This is a genomic window from Thermodesulfovibrionales bacterium (assembly GCA_035622735.1).
GTDB lineage: Bacteria > Nitrospirota > Thermodesulfovibrionia > Thermodesulfovibrionales > UBA9159 > DASPUT01.
Genome location: DASPUT010000123.1, coordinates 1 through 11,738, shown reverse-complemented (window position 1 = coordinate 11,738; position 11,738 = coordinate 1). Strand labels below are relative to the sequence as shown.

Sequence of the window (11,738 nt, the reverse complement as noted above, 5' to 3'; positions counted from 1 at the left end):
CGAGTCGCTTCCCTTCATGGGCAAGGAATCGGTTGACCTCGACCACTACGTGACGAATAAGGCGATGGACGGGCTCTACTATATGGTCGGCCAGGAAGAGAAGAAGATCAGGACCGATCCCGCCGCGAGGGTGACGGACCTCCTGAAGACCGTCTTCGGAAAATAAGGAATTGCCATGATGCGGTTACCACTGAAAATGCCATCGGTGCAGCTTCTCAGGAAGATCCTTTTCGGGATAGCGATATTTTTTGTCTTTTTTGCCCTCATAGGATTTTTCGTAATGCCACCGGTTCTGAAGTCGGTGCTCACGAAAAAATTGTCGGAGTCGCTCCATCGCAGCGTCGCCATACAACAGATAAAGGTAAACCCTTTTGTGCTTTCGGTGGACATCAAGGGATTTACCGTTAAGGACCGGACCTCCTCAGGGACCTTTCTCTCCTTCGACGAGCTCTATCTGAACCTCCAGAGCGTGTCCCTTCTGAAGCGCGGATGGATATTCAAGGAGTTGCGGATTACCCGGCCCTTCGTGAACATTGTCCGCAATGAAGACCAATCCTATAATTTCTCCGATCTCATCGTGGAGCAGGAGCCGAAGAAAGCCGGCCCGGCAAAACCGCTCCGATTCTCGATCAATAACATCCAGATACTGAACGGGAGCCTCGATTTCTGGGACGGACCAAAACATACAAAGCATACTGTGCGAGAACTCACGATAAAGATCCCCTTTCTGTCGACCCTCCCCTACTATATCGAGACCTTTGTTCAGCCGACCTTCCAGGCTAAATTGAACGGCGAGCCGGTCTCATTCAACGGCCAGACGAAACCCTTCAAGGATTCCCGCGAGACGGTTTTCAACGTCGACATTAAAGACTTCGACCTTCCCTACTATTTCTCCTATATTCCCTTTGAAGTGAATTTCAAGTTATTGTCCGGGTCCCTGAATACCAAGATGGCCCTTTCCTATACGCAGTACAGGGATAGACCTCCGACCCTTCTTGCGAAGGGAACCATCGAGTTCACGAAGATACGAATCGTCGACAAGAAGGATGCTCCTCTCATCTATCTGCCATCCCACGAAATCGTCATTGAGTCGGCTGATGTGATGTCGAAACAGGTTCACCTGAAGCACGCCGCCTTCCAATCGCCTGAAATCGATCTCGTTCTCGAAAAATCGGGAACGATGAACGTGCAATCGCTCATCCCTAAGAAAGGGTATGTCGTGAAGAGGAAAGAGGAGGCGTCGGTTCTGGTCTTCGATGCCGATGAGATCATCCTCGTCGGCGGAAGGATTTCTTTTTCGGACCTGTCGAGGAGAGACGCCTTCAAGACGGTGCTCGAAAACGTGAATGTGAAGATCGATCATTTCAGCAATAGACTGAACAAGAAATCGGCGATCGGGCTCAGTCTGGCCACGGAGGCAGGGGAAGGGATGAAGATCACAGGGGAGTTTACCGTGGATCCCCTCGGATCGGAGGGCACGTTCGAACTGAACAAGATACTGTTGAGAAAGTATGCGCCTTACTACAGCGGGAATGTCCTCTTCGATATAGATAAGGGAGACCTTGATCTGAAAACCCGCTACGCCTTCTTCATGAAGGAACCGGAACCGGAGATACTGCTCACTGAAGCGGAGATAACGCTCAATTCTCTCTCGCTCAGAAAGCGTGACGAGAAAGAGGGCTTTCTTACGATACCGGTTGTCTCAGTGGGAGATACCTCTGTCGATCTTTCAAAAAAGGAACTCGTTGTCGGAGGAATTTCGACAGAGAAAGGTGTTCTGAAAGTGAAACGGGCGCAGGACGGGACAGTGAATCTGGCCACCCTTATGCCTCCCGCTCATGGAGGGGAAGAGAAAGAAATTGCATCGAGGGAGAAGGGCAAGGATAAGGATAAGGATAAGAATAAGGATAAGAAGGATAAGCCCTGGATGATGATGGCAAAGAAGCTGGCCGTGGAACGCTATTCGGTGGGGTTCGAAGATCTCGTGCCGTCCGAGCCGGTGAATGTACTTATACATGAGATAAGGTTGAGAGGAACAGACCTCTCGACGGCAAAAAACCACAAGGGAAGGATGTCTTTCGCGTGTTCCTTGAACAAGAAAGGATCCCTCTCCGCTAACGGTGCGGTGAGCATCGATCCCCTGTCTGCTGACCTCTCCCTGGATCTCAAAGGCATCGACATCATGCCCGCACAATCCTATTTCACCGACAGGATCAAGATTATCGTGACGAGCGGTGCCTTGTCAGCAAAGGGAAAGCTCTCCCTCGCTTCCGGAGGCGAAGGTCTGTCAGCCGTCTATACGGGGGATACGGCCTTAACGGAATTCGCATCAATGGACAAACTGAACGCCGAGGATTTCCTGAAATGGAATTCGCTCCATCTCAGCGGGATAAGCGTCGGGTATAATCCGCTCCGTATCAAGATAGATGAGGTGGCGCTCACCGATTTCTATTCTCGGTTTATCATCAATAAGGACGGCTCGCTCAATGTTCAGGACATCATGGAAGAGGGAACCAGAAAGACTGAGGCTCCCGGCACGAAGGAGGAGGTGAAGGCCCCCGATACTGGTGAGGCGAAGGGATCGAGAGGGCCGATGAAGATCGAGAAGGTGACCCTGCAGGGAGGCACGATCAATTTTTCCGACAGGCATATAGAGCCGAACTTCTCCGCAAACCTGCTCGAGATAGGGGGAAGGGTATCAGGTCTCTCCTCGGAGGAGAATACGGTTGCCGATGTCGATCTTCGGGGGAAACTCGAGAACTCCGCCCCTTTGGAGATTACGGGCAAAATAAACCCGCTCAAGGATGACCTCTATATCGATCTGAAAATGGATTTCAAGGATATGGATCTGAGCCCGGTGTCCCCTTATGCCGGCAAGTACATAGGGTACACCGTCCAGAAAGGCAAACTCTCCCTCTCTCTCCAGTACCTGATCGTGAAGAAGAAACTCGATTCCCAGAACAAGGTGTTCCTCGACCAGTTCACGCTCGGTGATAAAGTCGACAGCCCCGATGCGACGAAGCTGCCGGTGCGGCTCGCCATCGCTCTCCTCAAGAACAGGAAGGGGGAGATCGACCTCGACCTGCCTGTCACGGGATACATCGATGATCCAAAATTCAGCCTCGGAAAGGTCATTATCAAAATTCTCCTGAATCTCCTCACAAAGGCAGCCACTTCTCCTTTCGCTTTGCTCGGCGCCCTTTTCGGAGGCAGCGGAGAAGAACTGAGCTACCTTGTTTTTGACTATGGCAGTTTCTCGATCTCCGAGGAGGGCGTCAAGAAGCTCGACGCGCTGGAAAAGGCGCTTTATGACCGGCCTTCGCTGAAACTCGAAATCGAGGGACATGTGGACCCCGAAAAAGACAGGGAGGGACTGCGGCAGCATCTGTTCAAGAGGAAGATCAAGGCGCAGAAGCTGAAGGAGATGGCAAAGAAGGGCATGACGGCGGTTCCCGTGGACGAAGTTGTTGTGGGAGACGAAGAATACCCGAAGTATCTGAAGATGGCGTATAAAGAGGAAAAATTTCCGAAACCGAGAAATATCATCGGGATCGCCAAAGACCTGCCCGTACCGGAGATGGAGAAACTCATGCTCACCCACCTCGAGGTGAGCGATGATGACCTGAGGTCGCTCGCGTCCCAACGGGCCAAGGCAGCGGAAGATTATCTCCTGAAATCGAAGCAGGTCGGAACGGAAAGGATATTCCTTGTGGAACCGAAGTCACTTCAGCCCGAAAAAAATGAAAAGCTGAAGGATAGCCGAGTTGATTTCAGACTGAAATAGAAGGTCGCGCGCCACCCGAACGGACGGATGGGAGGGGCCGCACATTCATTGACATTTTGCGCAGAAATAGTGTTTAATAGACTTTCGGAGGTGAACAGAGGATGTATGCGATTATAGAAGCATCTGGCAAGCAGTATCGTGTTTCCTCAGGGGAGACGATAAAGGTCGACCTGCTTCAGTCGGAGACCGGTGCTGTTATGGATTTCGAGAAAGTGCTTGCGATTATCGATGGGTCCAAAACGGTGATCGGAACGCCCTATGTCAAGGGAGCTCAGGTTAAGGCCGAGGTGATCGGCACGGGAAAGGCCGACAAGGTCCTTGTCTACAAGAAGAGACCGCGCAGGGTCTATGAGAAGCTCAGGGGACACCGGCAGCCTTATACCATCCTGCAGATTAAAGAAATCAGTGTTGGAGGATAGAGATGGCGCATAAGAAAGGAGTCGGAAGCTCGAGGAACGGCCGTGACAGTCAGGCGAAGAGACTCGGCGTGAAAAAGTTCGGCGGAGAATTTGTGAAGGCCGGGAATATCTTGGTGAGACAGAGGGGCACCCAGTACCATCCGGGGAACAATGTCGGTGCGGGCAGGGACTATACCCTCTTTGCGAAGGTTGATGGAATCGTGACCTTCGAGCGGAAGGACCGGGACCGTCTCAAGATAAGCGTATATCCGGTGGCTGAAGCGACTGCCGCGAGTTAGATCGCGAATCCCCATGGACCTCTGAAGGCGGTTTTTGACCGCCTTTTTTATTTTCTTCCTTTTTCATACGTTAAAGAGAATACCGAGCAATGAAAGGTTCAAAGTGTTTATGGATAATCGAGGGGCGACTGATGTCCGTCTTGCACCTTCACATGTCGACGTGTATGTGCGATCCTCACAAGGGTCATTCATGTTTCGTATGAGAGTACTTCGTAATCCTTTCCATTGGAGAGCCGGTAGGTCGTGAGTCGGGGGATCTCTCATTGCAGTTTGTCGATTATGTAAAGATCCGCGTCAAGGCCGGGGATGGTGGAAGGGGCTGTGTGAGCTTCAGGAGGGAGAAGTACGTCCCGAAGGGGGGACCCAACGGAGGTGACGGAGGCAGAGGCGGCCATATTATCATCAGGGCTACTGAACACATGAATACCCTCCTCGACCTGCGATATCAGCGTCAGTATACGGCAAAGCACGGCGAACACGGAATGGGAAAGAATATGCATGGCAAGGATGCGGATGACCTCACCATCCCCGTTCCGGTGGGGACCGTCGTTAAGGACGAAGGGACCGGTGAAGTCATAGCCGACCTTGACAGGGAAGGAAAAGAGGCGATCGTCGCCAGGGGCGGCAGGGGAGGTCTCGGGAATGCCCATTTTGCCACACCCACGCGTCAGGCGCCGAGGTTTGCACAGAGCGGAGAAGAGGGAGGAGAGAGGTCCCTCACGATAGAGTTAAAGCTGCTTGCTGATGTGGGACTGATCGGACTTCCGAACGCCGGCAAATCCACTCTTATCTCTGCAGTCTCCTCTGCGAGGCCGAAGATCGGGGACTACCCTTTCACGACGGTCGTGCCGAATCTCGGCGTTGTCAAACTCGAAGACTTCCGGAGTTTTGTCGTTGCTGACATCCCCGGTCTCATTGAGGGAGCCCATAAGGGGGTTGGACTCGGGTTCCAGTTCCTCCGCCATGTGGAGCGCACGTCTCTCCTTCTGCACCTCGTTGATATATCGGTGTTGGCAACTGGTGATCCTGTCGACCAATATCTGAAGATAGAGCGGGAACTTGGTCTCTACAGTGAAAGGCTCGTCGAGAAGCCTCGAATTGTCGTCGCCACAAAGCTTGACGTGGCCGACAACGAGAGGCTTGACAGACTCTCCCGATATTGTAATGATAAGGGAATCCGTTTTTTTGCCCTCTCGGCAGTTACCGGGAAAGGGGTAAAGGAGCTCATACAGTATGTCGCTCAGACAATATCTGATTCTCCAGGATGACGGGACTCTTCTTTACCGGGATCTCAGCGGCCTCTTCAGGGGCTTTCGCGGCTGTCGTATGAACATCCTGCCATGCCCTGTGTTCGCGAGAATGGCTTTCTCGCTCTATCCGGTGAGGTGAGATGAAGAGGATCGTCGTAAAGATAGGTTCAAATATCCTGACGGGAGAAAACGGCGGCCTCGACATGGACAGGGTCAAGTTCATTGCCGATGATGTCGCTCTTGTACAGAATAGGGGCCATGAGGTCGTCATCGTGTCATCCGGCGCCGTTGCTGCGGGGATGAAGAAACTCGATCTCAAGGAAAAACCGAAGGATATCATCCTCAAACAGGCGGCTGCTGCGGTTGGCCAGAGCAGTCTCATCTGGGCATATGAAAAGTGTTTTGGCGTCCACAGCAAGAAGGTTGCCCAGATTCTCCTTACCCGTGATGACTTCTCCGACAGGAAGCGGTATATCAACTCACGGAATACGCTCATTGCACTGCTCTCCCGTGGGATTGTGCCGATAATCAATGAGAATGATACGGTGGCTACCGACGAGATTCGGTTCGGTGACAACGACCACCTCGCCTCCCTCGTGGCGGGCCTCATCGGTGCGGAACGATTCATCATTCTTTCCGATGTCGACGGCCTCTTCTCTGAGGATCCGAGGAGGAACCCCGATGCGAAGTTGATAGGGGTGGTGGAGGAGATTACGTCGGAACTCGAAGACAGGGCGGGAGGCGCAGGGACGATGGTCGGCACCGGCGGCATGTATTCCAAGGTGCTCGCCGCAAAAAGGGCCGTGAACAACGGGATTACGGTGAATATCATCAACGGGAGGCGCAGAGGAGCCGTCTCTTCACTCCTTCAGGGCATGAAGGAGGGGACCGAGTTCAGGGTCCGCAAATCCAGGATGTCATCAAGAAAGGGCTGGATCGCGCATTGCTGCAGATCGAGGGGGAGCATCTCTCTCGATGATGGCGCGGTCAATGCCCTCGTTTCGGGAGGAAAGAGTCTCCTCCCCTCAGGGATTGTTTCGGTCTCGGGAAGATTCGAGTCAGGGGATGCGGTCTACTGTCTTGATTCACGCGGCAAGCGCATCGCTTCCGGACTCGTCAACTATTCCTCCGCCGAAATAGAACAGATAAAAGGGAAAAAGACAACCGAGATCGAGAACCTCCTCGGTTACCGGTATTCCGATGAGGTTATTCACAGAGACAATCTCGTACTCCTTTAGTCAAGATACTTCAAGACCATGACAGTTACCCTAATCTTTTTCGGAAGACGACTCAAGGGACCGGCATCATAATGTCACGGCGTCCTCAGAAAATTCCGAGCCTTTTCGAAAATCTCCCTCACCTTCTCGCTCGCATAATCAGGATAGGTAAAGAGGTGCGGCTGATAGTTACCCTCCCGGAAAATCAGGGTAACTTCGGCATAAATCCCTTTGCCGATATATATCCTGTGGGAGTAATTCTTTGTCGACGCAAGGACCACCTTTGCAGCCGTGAGATAACCGGGATCGAGGTTTATGGTCCTTCGCCCGCCCGCTGATAAACGGCGTTCAATGTCATTCGTCAGGAGTTTTATATCAGCGAGTCTTCCGGGATCGATCGCCTTTCGAAAGAAGATGAAAGATCTTTTGAGCGGAGAGCCCATTTCCTCCCTATAGTAATCTGAATAAGACCATTCCGAAGAAGGACTCTCCATGGCGACCTCGCCGAAATGTTCACCGAGCTTTTCTTCGGCTGAGGCTAAAGAACCCTCCTTCAGGTAAAGAGCCCCGACAAAGAGGATGACACTTTCGGGCGGCGATGGTGTTCCCATTCGCGGGACTATTCATTCAGGAGATTCGTTATGAGGGAGACAGCTTGCGGAGAACTCCAATCGGCAGGACCGATCACCTTTTCTCTGAGAACCCCTTTCTTGTCAACGATGTAGGTCTCTGGGACGCCCGTCACTCCGTAAGCTTTAGCCGTCATCCCGCCGATGTCCGTCAGGACAGGGAAATCATACTGTTTCCCCTTCAGGTAGTCTATCGCCTTCCCGTAGTCGTCTCTGTAAAGGACCGTGAGCATGCGGAAACGATTATCCCCCCTGAAACGGCCGTAGATAGCCTGAATGGAAGGCATTTCCTCTATGCATGGCTGGCACCAGGAGGCCCAGAAGTTAATAAAGACGACGGAACCCCTGAGTTCAGCGAGGGTATAACGCTTGCCCGATGTGTCGCCGAGAGCCACTTCTGGCGCGTCGAGGCCTACCGTGAGCGCTCTCTCGGGTGTCTCCTCCTTCTTGAACGTAAGGAAGAAGACTACAATCCCCGAAAGGAGGATTACTATCAAGACAAGGCTCTTTCTTTTCAACGCTCAAACTCCTTCTCGATGTGGTGAAGTTAAGCCGGATTCTGAATCTTTTTTCGGAGGCTGATCAGTTCACTGACAACAGGGCAGCATCTTCGGCACCGATGAAGACCGGGGTATCCGCTTCGAGGACGACTCTAATCCGCTGGGGCTCTTTAAACCTGCCTTTCAAGAGATCCTCGGCGAGGGGGTCCTCTATGGACTTCTGTATCGCCCTTCTCATCGGTCTTGCACCATATACAGGCTGGTAATATTTGTTGATGATCCATTCCTTTACCGCCTGATCCACCTCCACGAAGAGTTCTCGATCGATGAGCTGTTTGTTCAATTCGTTCACCAGCAGGTCAATGATCGACATCAAATGCTCCTTGTCAAGGGGATGGAAGACGACCGTCTCATCAACACGGTTGAGGAACTCGGGGTTGAAGGTTCTCTTCAGTTCGTTCAGGACATTCTCTTTTATCTTCTGGTATGCGTCCTCGGCAGTATTCGTGTGAAAACCGAGGGGGGTCGCCTTCTCTATGATCCGCGCGCCCAGGTTTGACGTCATGATAATGACCGTATTCTTGAAGTCGACTTTCCTGCCGTAACTGTCCGTAAGAACGCCTTCATCAAGGACCTGGAGGAGTATGTTGAATACGTCCGGATGCGCCTTTTCGATCTCGTCAAAAAGCACGACGGAATAAGGTCTCTTTCGTATCTTTTCCGTCAGCTGGCCGCCCTCTTCATACCCGATATAACCGGGAGGCGCGCCGGTAAGCCGCGACACATTAAACCTCTCCATATACTCGGACATGTCGACCTTGATAAGCGCATTCTCGTCGTCGAAGAGAAACTCCGCGAGAGCCTTTGCGAGTTCCGTTTTTCCGACTCCCGTCGGGCCGAGGAAGAAGAACGATCCTATCGGCTTCTTTCTGTCTTTCAACCCTGACCGGGAACGCCGAATCGCCCGCGATATAACCTTAATGGCTTCGTCCTGCGCTATGATCCTTTCGTGAAGCGCCTCTTCCATTCGTATCAGTTTTTCCGACTCCCGCTCTTCCAGCTTAAAGAGAGGGACGCCGGTCATCTTCGAGACCGTATAGGCCACATCGTCCGAGGTGACGACAGGGATTTCCTTGTTCAGGTTCTCCTTCCAGCGCTTCTGCGTCTGGTCATGGAGCCTCTTCAGCCTCTCCTCTTCTCCCCGTATGGCAGTGGCCCGCTCCACGTCATGAAGCTTGACATAAAGGTTTTTTTCCTTCGAGAGCCTGAGCAGTTCCTGTTCCATTTCCTTTATCTCTGCAGGTAACGTAGACCGTTTCAATTTGATTCTCGATCCGGTTTCGTCAATGACATCTATCGCCTTGTCGGGGAGATATCTGTCGGAGATATAGCGGTCTGACAATTTCACCGCCGCCGTGATGGCGTCCTCACTCATCTTCACCCTGTGATGCGTCTCGTATCTGGGCTTCAGCTCCTGCAGTATATGTACCGTCGTTTCCGTAGAGGGCGACTGAATGTAAATCGGCTGGAATCTGCGTTCCATCGCCTTGTCTTTTTCGATGTATTTTCTGTATTCATCGGGTGTCGTGGCCCCGATACATTGAATCTCTCCGCGTGAGAGGGCAGGTTTCAACATGCTCGAGGCATCGACGGAACCCTCTGCCGCACCCGCACCGATGAGGGTATGCAATTCATCAACGAAGAGTATCACGTTGTCGGACTGGGTTATCTCTTTCATGACGATCTTCAGTCGCTCTTCAAACTGGCCGCGGTACTTGGTTCCCGCGATGAGGGCGCCGAGATCGAGAGAGACGATGCGTTTTCCGAGAAGGTTGTCCGGGACATCGCCGGATATGATGTTCTGAGCGAGGCCTTCGACAATGGCGGTCTTACCGACACCCGGTTCACCGATGACAACGGGATTATTCTTGATCCGTCGTCCGAGGATCTGTAAAACACGCTCGATTTCGTCCTCCCTGCCGATGACCGGATCGAGTTTTCCGGCCTTGGCGAGTTGCGTCAGATCCCTGCCGAATTCATCAAGGGCCGGTGTGGTGCTCTTCCGTTCTTTCACGTGCGTCTGGGTCCTCAGCGAAAGATTGATCGTTAACTGACGTGCACCGAGAAGATTTGCCCCGAAGTTTCTCAGGATCTTGCCAGCTATTCCCTCTTCCTCACGGATTATTCCGAGCAGGAGGTGCTCGCTGCCGATATAGTTATGGCCGAGGAGCCGCGCCTCTTCAACCGCAAGTTCCAGGACCTTCTTTGCCCGCGGGGTAAAGGGAATGTCCCCGAAGGTGAGGATGTTTGTTCCGGAGGGAAGGCTTCGCTCTATCTCCATAAAGAGGTCTTCGATAGAAAGGCCCATCTTCTTCAGGATGGCGATGGGAAGACTGTCTTCCTCTCTCAGGAGAGCCAAGAGAAGATGCTCTGTGCCGAGGTAATCATTCTGCCTTTTTTCGGCTTCTTCGCGGGCATAGATGATTACCTTTCTGCCTCTCTCGGTGAATTTCTCAAACATCGTAACCTCCTATGAAAATAATACTGCTTTTCCGGAGTGAAAGTCAACCGAATAGACGGAAATTGCCGGGCCGCGGACGGACGCTCGAGGAGCGACGAGGGGTCTAAACCCGGCATAAAAAGGCCACGTTGGTGCACGTCTTCTGTCCGGGTATCCTCAGCTATTCTGGCGGGCAAAGAGAGACGTCCGGTGACTCCCGAAAAAGAGACTTCCTATCCTTCAGGATAGTAGTTAATGAGGTATTTGGCGGCCACCGTCTCAATAGAGGAAGGAGTCGGCGAGGCTTGATCAGGGGCGCGCAAGGTGTCGAGGTCGGATTTCCAAACAATATCACCGGGAGCGACGAGGCAAACGCTCCCACGGATATGCTTTGTGTGAAGCCTGCCATCCTTAAAATAGTAATGAGCTTCTTCGTTCACTTCGGCGGGAAAGAGCCGCATGAACGGGGGGAAATCGCTCGGTCTGAACCAGAGTTTGATTTCACGTTCAGCCTCGCCGGCGGTAGCAGAAGCGTGGATGAGGTTATCCATCCGTTCACCGATCTCTTTGCCGGAAGCGTCTTTGAGAGGAACGATGGTTCCCAATGCGCGAATGCATCCCGGCTTCGTTTCTCTGGCGGCATGGGGATTGGTCGGTCCGCAGATATCCCGTATTTTTTGTACAGCGCCCTTACCCTGATAGACGAGCGCTATCACCCTGCGCCTCTCCGGTTCATCGGGATAATGGATGAGCCCCATAATGTATTCTATGAGTGAAGGATAAAAGACCTTCCCCCGGTGTTCGGCGTAGTGCTGCTCGGCAAGCATCCTGTGCACATGAACTATTTTCGCCCCGGCAAAACGCAAGCCGGTATGAAATTCCGAAAGCTGAGAAAGTACATATCCCGTCAGTGAGTTTTTCAGGGCATCCGGCTTAATCAATACAAGGGTTTGCTCGATTTCTTCTCTCTTCATACGAGGGTACCTTTCTCCGGTTTCTAGTGATTCGTCGTTCTGCGGTTACAAGCCGAGTTTCGCTAAGAGGTCCCTGACAGCCGAGACCGACTTGTCGAAATCCGCTCTCTCTTCCCTGGTGAGATCCAGTTCTATCACCTTCTCGATGCCGTCTCTTCCGAGTACTGCGGGAACCCCGAGATAGACG

9 protein-coding genes are annotated in these 11,738 nt (G+C 52.5%); 5 read left to right on the top strand and 4 right to left on the bottom strand.

What is annotated here, in order from left to right:
* Positions 1 to 175: 175 nt before the first annotated feature.
* The 5 genes from VEI96_06885 (at position 176) to proB (ending at position 6,969) form a co-directional block, all read left to right on the top strand.
* A complete protein-coding gene (locus VEI96_06885; GenBank protein ID HXX57709.1) occupies positions 176 to 3,784 on the top strand; it encodes a DUF748 domain-containing protein in 3,609 nt (1,202 codons plus the stop codon).
* 101 nt (positions 3,785 to 3,885) lie between these two features.
* Complete coding sequence (rplU, locus tag VEI96_06880; GenBank protein ID HXX57708.1) at positions 3,886 to 4,203, top strand: 50S ribosomal protein L21; 318 nt, start codon at positions 3,886 to 3,888, stop codon at positions 4,201 to 4,203.
* 2 nt (positions 4,204 to 4,205) lie between these two features.
* Positions 4,206 to 4,481, top strand: a complete 276-nt coding sequence (rpmA, locus tag VEI96_06875; protein HXX57707.1) for a 50S ribosomal protein L27 — start codon at positions 4,206 to 4,208, stop codon at positions 4,479 to 4,481.
* Positions 4,482 to 4,744: 263 nt separating this feature from the next.
* Complete coding sequence (obgE, locus tag VEI96_06870; GenBank protein HXX57706.1) at positions 4,745 to 5,749, top strand: GTPase ObgE; 1,005 nt, start codon at positions 4,745 to 4,747, stop codon at positions 5,747 to 5,749.
* Between the two features lie 122 nt (positions 5,750 to 5,871).
* The gene (gene proB, locus VEI96_06865) at positions 5,872 to 6,969 is read left to right on the top strand and encodes a glutamate 5-kinase (protein ID HXX57705.1); all 1,098 of its coding nucleotides are present in this window, start codon (positions 5,872 to 5,874) and stop codon (positions 6,967 to 6,969) included.
* A 74-nt stretch (positions 6,970 to 7,043) separates the two neighbouring features.
* Here proB and VEI96_06860 read toward each other — a convergent pair whose 3' ends face one another.
* The 4 genes from VEI96_06860 to VEI96_06845 all read right to left on the bottom strand — a co-directional run bounded on the left by VEI96_06860 (position 7,044) and on the right by VEI96_06845 (position 11,551).
* Positions 7,044 to 7,559 (bottom strand): DUF4416 family protein, encoded by a 516-nt coding sequence (locus VEI96_06860; GenBank protein ID HXX57704.1) that lies wholly within the window; start codon positions 7,557 to 7,559, stop codon positions 7,044 to 7,046.
* Between the two features lie 8 nt (positions 7,560 to 7,567).
* A complete protein-coding gene (locus VEI96_06855; protein HXX57703.1) occupies positions 7,568 to 8,095 on the bottom strand; it encodes a TlpA disulfide reductase family protein in 528 nt (175 codons plus the stop codon).
* A 64-nt stretch (positions 8,096 to 8,159) separates the two neighbouring features.
* Entirely contained in the window at positions 8,160 to 10,598 is a 2,439-nt protein-coding gene (locus VEI96_06850) for an ATP-dependent Clp protease ATP-binding subunit (GenBank protein ID HXX57702.1), read from the bottom strand.
* A gap of 212 nt (positions 10,599 to 10,810) precedes the next feature.
* Positions 10,811 to 11,551: a nucleoside-diphosphate kinase gene (locus tag VEI96_06845; protein ID HXX57701.1), complete on the bottom strand. Its 741-nt coding sequence runs from the start codon at positions 11,549 to 11,551 to the stop codon at positions 10,811 to 10,813.
* Positions 11,552 to 11,738: the final 187 nt, after the last annotated feature.

Excerpts from the sequence above, each read along its gene's own strand:
- VEI96_06845 (HXX57701.1), bottom strand. The coding sequence starts at position 11,551 with ATGAAGAGAGAAGAAATCGAGCAAACCCTTGTATTGATTAAGCCGGAT.
- rplU (HXX57708.1), top strand. The coding sequence starts at position 3,886 with ATGTATGCGATTATAGAAGCATCTGGCAAGCAGTATCGTGTTTCCTCA.
- rpmA (HXX57707.1), top strand. The coding sequence starts at position 4,206 with ATGGCGCATAAGAAAGGAGTCGGAAGCTCGAGGAACGGCCGTGACAGT.
- VEI96_06860 (HXX57704.1), bottom strand. The coding sequence starts at position 7,559 with ATGGGAACACCATCGCCGCCCGAAAGTGTCATCCTCTTTGTCGGGGCT.
- VEI96_06850 (HXX57702.1), bottom strand. The coding sequence starts at position 10,598 with ATGTTTGAGAAATTCACCGAGAGAGGCAGAAAGGTAATCATCTATGCC.
- VEI96_06885 (HXX57709.1), top strand. The coding sequence starts at position 176 with ATGATGCGGTTACCACTGAAAATGCCATCGGTGCAGCTTCTCAGGAAG.
- proB (HXX57705.1), top strand. The coding sequence starts at position 5,872 with ATGAAGAGGATCGTCGTAAAGATAGGTTCAAATATCCTGACGGGAGAA.